Genomic DNA, 13,929 nt, shown 5'->3' with positions numbered 1-13,929 from the left:
AGCTCCGGGGTGTTAGAGGGCGATGCGGGCGATGGCAAAGATGCCAGCGGCGGCCGCGCCATAGGACAGACAGGTCACGAGGATGATCAGAACCTTTTCAAGCGTGCCGTGCACATAGTCCTCGATCATCACCTGCGCGCCATCGGCGAAGTGCTTGAAGCCAACGGCCAGCGTCAGCGCCGCAACGATGGCCGGGAACGGGCGCGAATAGTAGTCCAGCATCACGTCATAAGGCTGGCCCAGGGTCGGCCCGAAGGTAAAGACGAACAGCGGCACGAGGATCAGCAAGGCAACCGAGCTGACCTTCATCGCCCAGAAATGCTGGGTGCCGGATTTGGCCGAGCCCAGGCCAAGGGCACGCTTGCGGTCGGTAAGGTAACGCATGTCAGGCCTCCGGTTATGCAACGATCAACAGGGTGACGAGGGTCAGAACGACCGATCCGATCACGACCGCCCAACCCAGCTTGTAGGCAGTGGGCAGGTCCAGCCCGACGGCGTTGTCCCAGATCAGGTGGCGGATGCCGGCCAGGGTGTGGTACCACAGCCCCCACAGCGACAAAGCCATCACCAAGTCGCCCAGCAACGACGTAATCACGGCATTGGCGGTCGCATAGGCCTCGGGCGAGGTGGCCGCGGCCAGGAACCACCACACGATCAGCAGCGCCGCCACCAACATGGCGTTGCCGGTGATCCGCGTGAGGATCGAGGTGACAGAGGTCAACTGTGGACGATAGATCGACAGATGCGGCGAAAGCGGGCGGTTCCCCCGATTGACATCGGCCATGGCGGCTCCTTTTTGGGTTGGCTACCGAAGGTTTTACTGCTTTTTACATCTCTGTCACGCGCCGCAGGCGCAAAAAAGAGCAAATTGCGCGCAAATGACCCTATTGGCCGTTTTTTGTGATCACGCAAAATATTCCCGTGATCACAAATCTCATCGCCACCCGTCAATGTTAGCGTTTTCAGGCCGCAAGCGATGTGATCACGAATCTTTTTCCGTCACTTGACCCTGGCCGTCTGGCGGGTGACTTCGCGCAGCAGTTTCTTGCGGATACGTTCTGGATAGTCTTCAAAACCCGCAGCCGAGACCACGAAAGCACCTTCGCCCACGATGACGTTTTCATAGAAATAGGCGGTCAGATCGGGCTCGCTTTCCTCGATGGCGATGGCGTTCACGGTGATCCCCTGACGGCGCAGCAGGTCGTGTATTTCGGTCGGCTCAATGCCTTCGTTCGACACCCCGTCGCCCGAGATGTCGATCAGGCGGCGCTTGCAGTCTGGTACGTCCATAAAACTGTTCACGGTCATTTCCAACGCCTCGCCGATCGCGGTCGAGAAGTTGCGCCACACGCGCGGATCTGTCGCCACCTGTTCCGCAAATGCGTCCACCGCGGCGAACCCGTCGATGCGGGTCCAGGGGATGGTGACACGCTGCCGCGACTCGCCAGTCCATTGCACCAGCATCAGCCGGGCCTGGCCGCGCACCAGCGCCTCGGACACGACCGGGTCGCGCAACCCGGCCGCCAGCCCATCCATCTGGATGCGGTATTCCGAACTGTCGACCGAGCCGGAAACATCCACGGCCAAAGCCAGCGCCAGATCGCAGGCCGACGCCGGGCGGCCGAGACAGAGCGCAGCAGCAAGGATACGCAGAAAAGACATGAGCCGAACCTAGCACGGTTCGGCCCGGTCGGGATCACAAGACTGTGGGGGTCAGCCCGCTCAGATCGGCATCAGCGCCCAATAGTCCAGATCCAGCAGCACGTCGGGGCTGTACTTTCCATCCGGGCCGCGCAGGGCATAGGGCTCGCCGCCCTTGGTCGCCACCAGTCGCAGGCGGATGGCACCCACACCCGGCACGCCGGTTTCGGCCTTGTCCAACACCTCGGACCACGCCTTGATGGTGTCTCCGGCGAAACAGGGGTTGGCATGGGCACCGCCGTTCAGGCCGACGATCATCTGCGCATTGGCCAGCCCGTTGAAGGACAAGGCGCGCGCCATCGAGATCACATGGCCGCCATAGATCAGCCGCCCATCGGGTCGGAAAGTCAGGTCGAAATGCACTTTGGCGGTGTTCTGCCACAAGCGGGTGGCCAGCATGTGCTCGGCCTCTTCCACGGTCACGCCATCGACATGGTCGATGGTTTCGCCGATCTGGTAGTCACCCCAGCGGTGCGGATCACCTGCCAGAGCAAAGTCATATTTGCTGAAATCCAGCCCGTTCGGCACCATGAGGTCGCCGGGCTCCAGCGCCTTTTTCAGGTCCGGCACCACGGTTTCCGGGGCAGGCGCATCAAGGTTCGATTTCCGCACCATCACCCAGCGCACATATTCGATCACCACCTCGTCGCGCTGGTTCAGCCCGCGCGTGCGCACCCAGACCACGCCGGTCTTGCCGTTCGAGTTCTGTTTCAGCCCGATGACCTCGGATTCCGACCGCAGGGTGTCTCCGGGATAGACCGGCTGCAGCCAACGCCCCTCGGCATAGCCCAGGTTCGCGACCGCGTTCAGCGACACATCCGGAACCGTCTTGCCGAACACCACATGGAACGCCGCCAGATCGTCGATCGGGCTTTGCGGCAGGCCGCAGCTCCGGGCGAACTCGTCCGAGGAATAGAGCGCGTGGCGCGCGGGATAGAGCGCATGATAGAGCGCTCGCTCACCCACCGTCACGGTGCGGGGCACCGCATGGTGCAGCACCTGCCCGATGGAGTAGTCCTCGAAAAAGCGGCCCGGATTGGTTTTTGCCATTACTGCTGTCCCAGTTTCATGTCAGGGGAATAATCGGCCGCGACCTGCTTGGTCACGGCCTGCGCACAGCGCATCTTGTTGGTGGACGGATCGAAGGCATAGGCCGGAGAGCCGTGCAGCTCCCACCCTTTGGCCAGCGCCTCGGACACCTTGTGGCAGAAGGCCGAGGTGTCCTCTTCGGTCAGCAGTCGATAAAGTTTCGCCATCACGTCACCCGCCTAGCCTGGGAACGGAGACGGGCCGACCAGCCCGTGAATGTAGCCGATGACGCCCAGCAGCACGATCGAGGCCGCGAAGAACATCGCATCCTTGCCCAGCGTTCCCGGCTCGCCCGGGGTCCAGTCGGGCTCGGACTTGTTGATGACGATCACTTCGACCACCGCCCATGCCAACAGGCCGCCGAACAGGATGATCGACGCCAGATCACCATTGACCAGCAGATGCGCAAAGGCCCAGAGCTTGAACCCGCCCAGCATCGGATGACGCACCTTGTTCAGCAGTCGGCCCTTGGTTCCGGCCGGGCTCATCATCCAGATCGCGATCAGCACCAGCAGGTTGTTGATGTGGATCATGAAGCTGGGTGGTGCCCAGACATGGATGAAATCGGTCATGCGATAGCCGAAAATCATAAGCAGGATCGACACGACCAGCGCACCCGCAACGGCCCCCTTGCCGGAATCGCCCATGGCCGCGCGGCGGGCGGGCATCAGGCGCTTGAACAGATGTGCCGCCCACCAAAGCGCCACACCGAGAATGAGAAGAACGAAGCCCATGCTGGCTTACCCCACTTGCAAAGCTGATATCGCCTCTGCTTTTGCCAGAATTTCGCGGGCAGTTACAACGTGCAGATTTTCCACGATCTTGCCATCGACCACAGCAACGCCCTGCCCCTTGGCCTCGACCGCTTCGAAAGCGGCGATCTGACGGCGGGCCAGGTCGATCTCGGCTTCGGAGGGGGCGAAGGCGGTGTTGGCGGTCTCGACCTGCGCGGGATGGATCAGGGTCTTGCCGTCGAAACCCATGTCGCGGCCCTGCGCGCATTCGACGGCCAGCCCCTCGGTATCCTTGAAGGCGTTGTAGACACCATCGACGATCACCAGCCCCTCGGCCTTGGCGGCCAGCAGGCACAGGCCCAGCGAGGTCATCAGCGGCAGGCGGTCGGGGCGGAAGCGGGTCTGAAGCTCTTTGGCCAGATCGTTGGTGCCCATGACAAAGCCCGCCATCAGCGGATGCGCCGCGATCTCGGCCGCGTTCAGCATGCCGCGCGGGGTTTCCATCATCGCCCAGATCGGCAGGTCGCCGGTGATTGCGGCCAGTGCATCGACATCGGCGGCCGAGTTGACCTTGGGCAGCAGCACCACGTCGGCATCCATCTCGCGCACGGCCTCGGCATCGGCGCGGCCCCAAGGGGTGTCCAGACCGTTGATTCGCACGATCTTGACGCGCGGGTCATAGCCGCCCGACGCCAGCGCGGCCTTGAGCGTTTCACGGGCATTGTCCTTTTCATCGGCGGCAACGGCGTCTTCAAGGTCAAAGATGATGGCATCGACGGGCAGCGAGCGCGCCTTGTCGAGCGCCCGTTCCTTGGAGCCTGGAATGTAGAGAACGGATCGGTAGGGGCGCTGGCGCGGGTCCATGGGAACCTCTCGTTGAAATAAAGTTGCGCAGAATGGGGCATTTTTTGCCGGAAAGTTCAAGCGCAAAATCGCCGCATTGCAGCATGTGACGCGACGCCCCCCGCAACGCGCGTCGCCTTAACCGGATTTCGGCATGGTTGGGCCAGCCTTTCTCGGGCAACAGGCAGAAGGGGCTGACGATGAAAATGACGTTTCTAAAGATGACGATGGGTCTGGGCATCATGGCGCTGGCCGCGCAGCAGTTGCAGGCGCAGACGCCGAACTGTGCGCCGCGGGCCGATGCGCTGCGTCGGCTGGCCGAGACCTATGGTGAGACCCGACGCGGCATCGGCATGGTGCAGCAGGGGGCGGTGATGGAGGTCTTTGCCTCGGACGAAACCGGCACCTGGACGATCACCGTGACCTTGCCGGATGGCATGACCTGCCTGATCGCGGCAGGCGAGGCCTATGAGGTTCTGGCCGAAGCGTTGCCGCCCAATGCCTGACGTTCAGGTCAGCGCGTCCCAGATCAGTTTCGAGCCGGTCAGGGTCAGCAGAACATAGGCGATGCCGAAGAAGACCCGCTCGGACATCATCCAATGGGCGCGCACGCCCAGCCAGGCGCCGAGGATGGCGAAAGGGGTCAGCAGCAGGTCGGCCCAAGCGGTCTGCAGGGTGAACATGCCCAGATAGGCATAGGGGAGGAACTTGGCGATGTTGATGACCCAGAAGACCAGCACGGTGGTGGCCTGGAACTCGGTCTTCGTCAGGCGCTGTGACAGCAGATAGACGGCGGCGGGCGGGCCGCCGGCGTGGCTGACGAAGCTTGTGAAGCCGGCGACCAGCCCCGCGAACAGCCCGGCCGGAGGCGGCAGGCGGTTGGCGAAGCCGCGCACCCAGCCGCGGGTCTGCGCCACATGCCAGACAACGAAGCCCACCGAAATGCCCCCGATCAGCAGGCGCAGCAGGTCTTCGTCGGTCGCCCGGTACAGCAGCGCGCCCAGCGCCACGCCCGGCACCGCGCCCAGCATCAGCAGACGCGCGTCGGGCCAGTTCCACCGTTTCCAGTAGGGGCGCAGGGTGGCCAGGTCGATCACCATCAGGATCGGCAACATTAGCGCCAGCGCCTGCCCCGGATCAAGGATCAACGCCAGAATCGACGACGACGCAAAGGCCACGCCCGAGCCGAAGCCGCCCTTGGAAATGCCTGCAAAGATCACGGCCGGGATCGCCACGGCAAAAAACATCAGGTTCAATTCGACCATGCGGCGGCCTCGAAACGGCTTGTCCTGCGGGTGGTTTAGCGCAACCGGCCCGGGGCAGGCAAACGGTATGCGGTCGCATGCCGCGCCGCAGAACCCTTGCGCAACGGCGTTTTAGCGACTAGCACAACCGCGATTTCAAAACCGACCGGAGACAATCCAAATGGCCAGACCCAAGATCGCGCTGATCGGCGCAGGTCAGATCGGGGGCACGCTTGCCCACCTCGCAGCAATGAAGGAACTGGGGGATGTCGTTCTGTTCGACATCGCCGAGGGCATCCCGGAAGGCAAGGCGCTGGACATCGCCGAATCCGGCCCGTCCGAGGGCTTTGACGCCAAGCTGAAGGGCACCCAGTCCTATGAGGACATCGCAGGCGCAGACGTCTGCATCGTGACCGCCGGCGTGCCGCGTAAGCCGGGCATGAGCCGTGACGACCTGCTGGGCATCAACCTGAAGGTGATGAAGTCGGTCGGTGAAGGCATCGCCGCCCACGCCCCCGACGCCTTCGTCATCTGCATCACCAACCCGCTGGACGCGATGGTCTGGGCGCTGCGCGAGTTCTCGGGCCTGCCCCACAACAAGGTCTGCGGCATGGCCGGCGTGCTGGACTCGGCCCGCTTCCGCCACTTCCTGGCCGAAGAATTCGACGTGTCGATGAAGGACGTCACCGCCTTTGTTCTGGGCGGCCATGGCGACACGATGGTGCCATCGGTGCGCTATTCGACCGTTGCCGGCATCCCGCTGCCCGACTTGGTCAAGATGGGCTGGACCACGCAGGAGAAGCTGGACGCCATCGTCCAGCGCACCCGTGACGGCGGCGCCGAGATCGTCGGCCTGCTGAAGACCGGCTCGGCCTATTACGCGCCCGCCACCTCGGCGATCGAAATGGCCGAAGCCTATCTGAAAGACCAAAAGCGCGTTCTGCCCTGCGCGGCCTATTGCGATGGCGAGTTGGGCGTGAAGGGCATGTATGTAGGCGTTCCTACCGTAATCGGCGCCGGCGGCATCGAGCGGATCGTGAACATCCAGTTGAACGCGGAAGAACAGGACATGTTCGACAAGTCGGTCAACGCCGTGAAGGGTCTGGTTGAGGCCTGCAAAGGCATCGACAGCTCGCTGGCGTAACACCCGGCTCGGGTCACCGGGGCTCCGGTGGCCTCGTCAAACAATCGATCGTCGCCCCGCTGGTGCCCACCGGCGGGGCGTTTCGATTGACAGGACGGTCAGCGAAACATCCCAAGCCATCGCGCCACCAGCAACAGCACCCCTCCCAGGGCCACCAGCAGCAAACAAACAACCCAGAATGCGTTCGGGTCTTGGGCCCCGGGGATGCCGCCGACGTTGATCCCCAGCACGCCAGCCACCAGACCCAGGGGCAGAAATACGGCGCTGACAACTGACAATACCAGCATACGGTTGTTCATGCGTTCGGCACGTTCATCCATCAGCTGGTCGAGAATGATCTGAACCCGTTCGCGCACGGCCGCCAGATCTTCGCCAATGCGGTAGATGCGCTCCGAGGCTTCGCGCAATCTCGACCGGTCATAGGGCTGCAGCCAGGGCAAATCTTCGATCTCGAGCGTCGTCAACGCATCGCGCTGTGGCACCAGGTATCGCCGCAGAACGATGGATGACCTGCGGATCGCCGCGAGTTCGGCCCGGGAAATTTCGGCATCCGGCTCCAACAGCAACTCCTCGAGGTCATCCACGCGTTCGTTCAGATCGGTGATGGCGGGCTCGGCCCGGTCGGCCAGCCGCAAGGCCAACCGCGCGACGAAGTCACCTGGCGATCGCGGTGCCTGCCCACGATCGATTGCCGCCAGCATGTCCGCAACCGCATCCAGTGGGCGGCGCCAGACACCGATGATCTTTGTTTCCGTCAGCCACAGTCGGACCGAGATCATGTCCTCGGGCGGCTGCCCCTCCAGCAGGTTCACGCCCCGCAGGTTCAGGATGACGCCTCCGCCATGCACGGTGCAGCGGGGCCGTGTTTCGCCGGCCATCAGCGCATCTATCACGAACTCGTCCAGCCCGGCGGCGCGGAGCAGCGCAACCGTGCCTTCTCCCCCAAGACGCAAGTGCTGCCAGGCAAACTGCTCTTCCGGACCGCGGGGTGACCAAGCGGGAAAGCCATCGGCATCCAGCAGCCGCGCATTGCCAGATCCATCGAAGATCATGGTCATCGTGTCGGGAAGGGAAGGAGTGGTCACTGTCATCCGCTCAGTCATTTCTTATTCGACCCAAGTATCTTGACGGATCAAGACAGGTCCAGACAGGTCCAGACAGGTTAGCGGCCAAGCGCGCCGGCGCCAAGTCATTCGAATTCGGCGAGGCCCGATACTCCACCGCGATCCGAGCCAGTACTGTTGGCGCAAACGGCTTAGAAGGCGGCTCTTGAATGTATTTTTGCGACAGATTCTCGGCGGGTCGAATCAACATCAACCAACTCATCTTTTGTGATCACACCCCAAAATGCCGTGATCACAAAAACGGAAAATCCTCGGCAAAAACCTTCTTCCGGTAAGAAAACCCTTTAATTTTGCCCGTTGGACACCCCTATAACGATCCAATCGTAGTCAGACGGGACAGTTTCGATGAACATTCACGAATATCAGGCCAAGGCCCTTCTTCGCAGCTATGGCGCGCCGGTTTCGGACGGTCGCGCGGTGCTGCGTGCGGAAGAGGCGAAAACCGCAGCCGGTGAACTGGACGGCCCGCTTTGGGTGGTCAAGGCGCAGATCCATGCCGGGGGCCGCGGCAAGGGTCACTTCAAGGAACCCGACGCCGGCGACAAGGGCGGCGTGCGTCTGACCAAATCGGTAGAGGAAGCCGCCGAGGAAGCCAAGAAGATGCTGGGCCGCACGCTGGTTACGCACCAGACTGGCCCCGAAGGTAAGCAGGTCAACCGCGTGTATATCGAGGCCGGATCGGGCATCGAGCGCGAGCTGTACCTGGCCCTGCTGGTCGATCGCCAGACCAGCCGCATCTCGTTTGTGTGCTCGACCGAAGGCGGCATGGACATCGAGGAAGTGGCCGCCGCGACGCCCGAGAAAATCCTGTCCTTCTCGGTTGACCCGGCCACCGGCTATCAGCCGTTCCACGGCCGCCGCATCGCTTTCTCGCTGGGTCTGGAAGGCGGGCAGGTCAAGCAGTGCGTGCGCCTGATGGGCATCCTGTACAAAGCCTTCGTCGAGAAGGACATGGAGATGCTGGAAATCAATCCGCTGATCGTGGCCGAGGGCGGCGACCTCAAGGTGCTGGACGCCAAGCTGAGCTTTGACGGCAACGCGATCTATCGCCACCCCGACATCGCCGAACTGCGCGACACCACCGAGGAAGACCCCAAGGAGTTGGAAGCCAGCAAATACGACCTGAACTATATCGCGCTGGATGGCGAGATCGGCTGCATGGTCAACGGCGCGGGCCTGGCCATGGCCACGATGGACATCATCAAGCTTTACGGAGCCGAGCCGGCCAACTTCCTGGACGTGGGCGGCGGCGCCACCAAAGAGAAAGTGACCGAGGCGTTCAAGATCATCACCAGCGACCCGAATGTCAAAGGCATCCTGGTCAACATCTTCGGCGGCATCATGCGCTGCGACGTCATCGCCGAAGGCGTCGTCGCCGCGGTGAAAGAGGTGGGCCTGAAGGTTCCGCTGGTGGTGCGTCTGGAAGGCACCAATGTCGAGAAGGGCAAAGAGATCATCAACAGCTCGGGCCTGGACGTGATCGCCGCCGACAACCTGGACGACGCCGCGCAGAAGATCGTGAAGGCGGTCAAGGGCTGAACCCGTTAACGCAGGGCGGGTCACGGCCCGCCATTCCGATGAATGCTGGCGGGTCGGACCCCGCCGAAAACAGGAGAACGCCAAATGGCAGTCCTCATCGACGAAAATACCAAAGTGATCTGTCAGGGCTTTACCGGCTCGCAGGGCACGTTCCACTCTGAACAGGCCATCGCCTATGGCACCAAGATGGTCGGCGGTGTGACGCCGGGCAAAGGCGGCATGACCCATCTGGGCCTGCCCGTGTTCAACTCGGTCCACGAGGCCAAGCACCAGACCGAGGCCAACGCCACCGTGATCTACGTGCCGCCGCCCTTTGCCGCGGATTCGATCCTCGAGGCGATCGACGCCGAGATGGAAGTGATCGTCTGCATCACCGAAGGCATCCCGGTGCTGGACATGATGAAGGTGAAGCGCGCGCTGGAAGGCAGCAAATCGCGCCTGATCGGCCCGAACTGCCCCGGTGTCATCACGCCCGACGCCTGCAAGATCGGCATCATGCCCGGCCACATCCACAAGCGTGGCTCGGTCGGCGTCGTGTCGCGTTCCGGCACGCTGACCTACGAGGCGGTCAAGCAGACCACCGATGTGGGTCTGGGCCAGTCCACCTGCGTGGGCATCGGCGGCGACCCGATCAAGGGCACAGAGCATATCGACGTGCTGGAGTGGTTCCTGGCCGATGACGAGACCGAGTCGATCATCATGATCGGCGAGATCGGTGGCTCGGCCGAGGAAGAAGCCGCGCAGTTCCTGGCGGATGAGGCCAAGAAAGGTCGCAAGAAGCCGGTCGCCGGGTTCATCGCTGGCCGCACGGCGCCTCCGGGCCGCCGCATGGGTCACGCGGGCGCCATCGTCGCCGGCGGCAAGGGCGGTGCCGAAGACAAGATCGAAGCCATGCGCAGCGCCGGCATCGTCGTGGCCGAAAGCCCCGCCAAGCTGGGCGAGGCCGTGCTGGAAGCGATCGGCAAGTAACCTGCCGGCCCGACTTGCGGGCCGGCCCCAGCGGAGCGAAACACATGACCTTCACCGAAGCCGTCAGAACGTGTTTCTCCAAGTATTTCACCTTCTCGGGGCGGGCCTCTCGCCCCGAGTATTGGTATTTTTTGCTGTTCATCGTGATCTGGAACGCGATCGCCGCGGTCATCGACTGGCAGTTCTTCACCCAGGTTACGACGATCCAGACCGAGGCCGGAACCTCGGTCACCGCGGTATCCAGCCAGCCGGTTCAGACGATTGTCGGCCTGATCGTGTTTTTCCCGCATCTGGCCGTGGCCTGGCGGCGGATGCACGATACCGGGCGCAGTGGGCTTTATGCCCTGCTACCGGTCCTTCTGATCCTTGGGGCTGCGGCCGTTCTGGTCTTTGGCATCGGCCTCGCCTCGAGCTTCCAGCATGGCGGAAACCTCGACATCCTGTTTACCCGCGCCACGCTGCTGATCGTGATCCCGACGCTGCTGGTTCTTTTCGTGTCGCCCCTGCTGGTGCTGTGGTGGCTGTCCCGCCCCAGCCAGCCGGGCACCAACAAATACGGTCCCAACCCATATGAGGTAGCCCAATGACCGAACACTCGCCCAATTCCGCCTTCCATGCCTCGAGCTTCATGCAGGGGCACAATGCCGAGTATCTGGAGCAGCTTTACGCCCAGTACACCAAGGACCCCGGCGCCATCGACGCGGCCTGGGCCGAGTTCTTCCGGCAGATGGGAGATGCAGCACCCGACGTCCAGAAAGAGGCGCAGGGCCCCTCCTGGGCGCGCCCCGACTGGCCGCCGATGCCCAATGATGACCTGACCGGCGCCCTGACCGGCGAATGGGCCGAGACCGATGCCAAGGCGGCCGGCGACAAGATCAAGGAAAAGGCCGCCAAGGCGGGCGTCGAGGTCAGCGACGAGCAGGTCAAGCGCGCAGTGCTGGACTCGATCCGCGCTCTGATGCTGATCCGGGCCTACCGCATCCGCGGGCACCTGGTTGCCGATCTCGACCCGCTCGGCATGCGCTCGACCGAGCCCCACCCCGAGCTGGACCCCAAGACCTATGGCTTCACAGACGCCGACATGGACCGGCCGATCTTCATCGACAACGTGCTGGGTCTGCAAGTCGCCAGCATGCGCCAGATCGTCGAGATCGTGAAGCGTACCTATTGCGGCACCTTCGCACTGCAGTACATGCATATTTCCGACCCGGAACAGGCCGCCTGGCTGAAGGAACGGATCGAGGGCTACGGCAAGGAAATCGCCTTTACCAAGGAAGGCCGCAAGGCGATCCTGAACAAGATGGTCGAGGCCGAAGGCTTCGAGAAGTTCCTGCACGTGAAATACATGGGCACCAAGCGGTTCGGCCTGGACGGGGGCGAGGCGCTGATCCCGGCGATGGAGCAGATCATCAAGCGCGGTGGCGCGCTGGGTCTGAAGGAAATCGTCATCGGCATGCCGCACCGCGGCCGTCTGAACATCTTGGCCAACGTGATGGGCAAGCCGTACCGCGCCATCTTCAACGAATTCCAGGGCGGCAGCTTCAAGCCCGAGGACGTGGACGGCTCGGGCGACGTGAAATACCACCTGGGCGCCTCGAGCGACCGCGAGTTCGACGGCAACACCGTGCACCTGTCGCTGACGGCGAACCCTTCGCACCTGGAGGCGGTAAACCCGGTTGTTCTGGGCAAGGTCCGCGCCAAGCAGGACCAGCACGGCGACACCGAGCGCACCCAGGTCATGGGCGTTCTGCTGCACGGAGACGCGGCCTTTGCCGGTCAGGGCGTGGTGGCCGAGGGCTTTGGCCTGTCGGGTCTGCGCGGCCACCGCACCGGCGGCACCATGCATATCGTGGTGAACAACCAGATCGGCTTTACCACCGCGCCGCATTTCTCGCGTTCGAGCCCCTATCCGACCGACATCGCGCTGATGGTCGAGGCCCCGATCTTCCACGTCAACGGCGACGACCCCGAGGCGGTGGTGCATGCGGCCAAGGTGGCGACCGAGTTCCGGCAGAAGTTCCACAAGGACGTGGTCATCGACATGTTCTGCTATCGCCGGTTCGGTCACAACGAGGGCGACGAGCCCATGTTCACCAACCCGATCATGTACAAGAAGATCAAGACCCACAAGACCACGCTGTCGCTGTACACCGAGCGGCTGGTCAAGGACGGTCTGATCCCCGAGGGCGAGATCGAGGACATGAAGGCCGCGTTCCAGGCGCATCTGAACGACGAGTTCGAGGCCGCCAAGGAATACAAGCCCAACAAGGCCGACTGGCTGGACGGGCGCTGGTCGCATCTGGACAAGAACAAGGAAGAATATGTCCGCGGCGAAACCGCGATTTCGCCCGACACCCTGGCCGAGGTCGGCAAGGCGCTGGTGAAGGTGCCCGAAGGCTTCGCCCTGCACAAGACGGTGGGCCGCCTGCTGGAACACAAGAAGCAGATGTTCGAAACCGGTCAGGGCTTTGACTGGGCCACCGGCGAGGCGCTGGCCTTCGGGTCGCTGCTGACCGAGGGCTACCCGGTGCGCCTGTCGGGGCAAGACGCCACCCGCGGCACCTTCAGCCAGCGCCATTCGGGCTTTATCAACCAGGAAACCGAAGAGCGCTACTATCCCCTGAACCACATCCGCTCCGGACAGGCCCAGTACGAGGTGATCGACTCGATGCTGTCGGAATACGCGGTTCTGGGCTTCGAATACGGCTATTCGCTGGCCGAGCCCAACGCGCTGGTTCTGTGGGAGGCCCAGTTCGGCGATTTCGCCAATGGCGCGCAGATCATGTTCGACCAGTTCATCAGCTCGGGCGAAAGCAAATGGCTGCGCATGTCCGGCCTTGTCTGCCTGCTGCCGCACGGGTTCGAGGGGCAAGGCCCCGAGCACTCGTCGGCGCGACTGGAGCGGTTCCTGCAGATGTGCGGCCAGGACAACTGGATCGTGGCCAACTGCACCACGCCCGCGAACTATTTCCACATCCTGCGCCGTCAGCTGCACCGCACCTTCCGCAAGCCGCTGATCCTGATGACGCCGAAATCGCTGCTGCGCCACAAGCTGGCCATCAGCAATGCCGAGGACTTCACCACCGGGTCCAGCTTCCACCGGGTGCTGTGGGACGACGCGCAAAAGGGCAATTCGGACACGCAACTGGTGCCCGACGACAAGATCAAGCGCGTGGTGATGTGTTCGGGCAAGGTCTACTACGACCTGCTCGAGGAGCGCGACGCGCGCGGGATCGACGACATCTATCTGCTGCGGATCGAGCAATACTATCCGTTCCCGGCCCATTCGCTGATCAACGAGCTTGAGCGGTTCAAACAGGCCGAGATGGTCTGGTGCCAGGAAGAGCCCAAGAACCAGGGCGCCTGGAGCTTCATCGAACCCAACATCGAATGGGTCCTGACCCGGATCGGCGCCAAGCATACCCGGCCCAGCTATGTGGGCCGCGCCACCTCGGCCTCGCCCGCGACGGGTCTGGCCAGCCAACACAAAGCCCAACAAGAGGCGCTCGTGAACGAAGCGCTGAGCATTGAAGGATAAGAAA

General features: G+C 63.0%; 15 protein-coding genes. 6 read left to right on the top strand and 9 right to left on the bottom strand.

Annotation, left to right across the window (positions count from 1 at the left end):
• Positions 1 to 12: 12 nt before the first annotated feature.
• The 7 genes from sdhD to AC2FMD_RS10260 form a co-directional block, all read right to left on the bottom strand.
• The gene (sdhD, locus tag AC2FMD_RS10290; protein ID WP_149776948.1) at positions 13 to 384 is read right to left on the bottom strand and encodes a succinate dehydrogenase, hydrophobic membrane anchor protein; all 372 of its coding nucleotides are present in this window, start codon (positions 382 to 384) and stop codon (positions 13 to 15) included.
• 13 nt (positions 385 to 397) lie between these two features.
• On the bottom strand, positions 398 to 784 hold the full coding sequence (gene sdhC, locus AC2FMD_RS10285) for a succinate dehydrogenase, cytochrome b556 subunit (RefSeq protein ID WP_149776949.1): 387 nt from the start codon (positions 782 to 784) through the stop codon (positions 398 to 400).
• 215 nt (positions 785 to 999) lie between these two features.
• Positions 1,000 to 1,662: a DUF1194 domain-containing protein gene (locus AC2FMD_RS10280; protein WP_496741600.1), complete on the bottom strand. Its 663-nt coding sequence runs from the start codon at positions 1,660 to 1,662 to the stop codon at positions 1,000 to 1,002.
• Between the two features lie 60 nt (positions 1,663 to 1,722).
• On the bottom strand, positions 1,723 to 2,751 hold the full coding sequence (locus AC2FMD_RS10275) for a MaoC family dehydratase (protein ID WP_496741596.1): 1,029 nt from the start codon (positions 2,749 to 2,751) through the stop codon (positions 1,723 to 1,725).
• Positions 2,751 to 2,957 carry a DUF1737 domain-containing protein gene (locus AC2FMD_RS10270; RefSeq protein WP_496683208.1) on the bottom strand — a complete coding sequence of 69 codons (207 nt, stop codon included), beginning with the start codon at positions 2,955 to 2,957 and terminating at the stop codon, positions 2,751 to 2,753. The genes AC2FMD_RS10275 and AC2FMD_RS10270 overlap by 1 nt, the downstream gene beginning before the upstream one ends.
• Before the next feature lie 12 nt (positions 2,958 to 2,969).
• A complete protein-coding gene (locus AC2FMD_RS10265) occupies positions 2,970 to 3,524 on the bottom strand; it encodes an NnrU family protein (RefSeq protein WP_496741592.1) in 555 nt (184 codons plus the stop codon).
• A gap of 6 nt (positions 3,525 to 3,530) precedes the next feature.
• Entirely contained in the window at positions 3,531 to 4,388 is an 858-nt protein-coding gene (locus AC2FMD_RS10260) for an HpcH/HpaI aldolase/citrate lyase family protein (protein WP_496741590.1), read from the bottom strand.
• A gap of 179 nt (positions 4,389 to 4,567) precedes the next feature.
• Between AC2FMD_RS10260 and AC2FMD_RS10255 the strand changes: the two genes are divergently transcribed.
• Positions 4,568 to 4,873, top strand: a complete 306-nt coding sequence (locus AC2FMD_RS10255; protein ID WP_496741588.1) for a hypothetical protein — start codon at positions 4,568 to 4,570, stop codon at positions 4,871 to 4,873.
• A 3-nt stretch (positions 4,874 to 4,876) separates the two neighbouring features.
• Here AC2FMD_RS10255 and AC2FMD_RS10250 read toward each other — a convergent pair whose 3' ends face one another.
• Positions 4,877 to 5,632 (bottom strand): sulfite exporter TauE/SafE family protein, encoded by a 756-nt coding sequence (locus AC2FMD_RS10250; protein WP_496741586.1) that lies wholly within the window; start codon positions 5,630 to 5,632, stop codon positions 4,877 to 4,879.
• A 160-nt stretch (positions 5,633 to 5,792) separates the two neighbouring features.
• On the opposite strand from AC2FMD_RS10250, the gene mdh reads away from it, so the two are divergent.
• The gene (gene mdh, locus AC2FMD_RS10245; RefSeq protein WP_496683221.1) at positions 5,793 to 6,755 is read left to right on the top strand and encodes a malate dehydrogenase; all 963 of its coding nucleotides are present in this window, start codon (positions 5,793 to 5,795) and stop codon (positions 6,753 to 6,755) included.
• 98 nt (positions 6,756 to 6,853) lie between these two features.
• On the opposite strand, the gene AC2FMD_RS10240 is transcribed toward mdh, so the two are convergent.
• On the bottom strand, positions 6,854 to 7,846 hold the full coding sequence (locus AC2FMD_RS10240; protein WP_496794976.1) for a zinc transporter ZntB: 993 nt from the start codon (positions 7,844 to 7,846) through the stop codon (positions 6,854 to 6,856).
• A 378-nt stretch (positions 7,847 to 8,224) separates the two neighbouring features.
• Between AC2FMD_RS10240 and sucC the strand changes: the two genes are divergently transcribed.
• From sucC to AC2FMD_RS10220, 4 genes are all read left to right on the top strand, one after another.
• Complete coding sequence (gene sucC / locus AC2FMD_RS10235) at positions 8,225 to 9,418, top strand: ADP-forming succinate--CoA ligase subunit beta (protein ID WP_496683226.1); 1,194 nt, start codon at positions 8,225 to 8,227, stop codon at positions 9,416 to 9,418.
• A gap of 84 nt (positions 9,419 to 9,502) precedes the next feature.
• The gene (gene sucD, locus AC2FMD_RS10230; protein WP_496683228.1) at positions 9,503 to 10,387 is read left to right on the top strand and encodes a succinate--CoA ligase subunit alpha; all 885 of its coding nucleotides are present in this window, start codon (positions 9,503 to 9,505) and stop codon (positions 10,385 to 10,387) included.
• A gap of 44 nt (positions 10,388 to 10,431) precedes the next feature.
• Positions 10,432 to 10,974, top strand: a complete 543-nt coding sequence (locus AC2FMD_RS10225; RefSeq protein WP_496688058.1) for a DUF805 domain-containing protein — start codon at positions 10,432 to 10,434, stop codon at positions 10,972 to 10,974.
• On the top strand, positions 10,971 to 13,925 hold the full coding sequence (locus tag AC2FMD_RS10220; RefSeq protein WP_496683233.1) for a 2-oxoglutarate dehydrogenase E1 component: 2,955 nt from the start codon (positions 10,971 to 10,973) through the stop codon (positions 13,923 to 13,925). The genes AC2FMD_RS10225 and AC2FMD_RS10220 overlap by 4 nt, the downstream gene beginning before the upstream one ends.
• Positions 13,926 to 13,929 lie beyond the last annotated feature (4 nt).

It is taken from the genome of Ruegeria sp. BHSC276 (genome assembly GCF_059612945.1).
The sequence above is the reverse complement of the archived record's forward strand: the minus strand, read 5'-3'. Positions and strand labels throughout refer to the sequence as shown.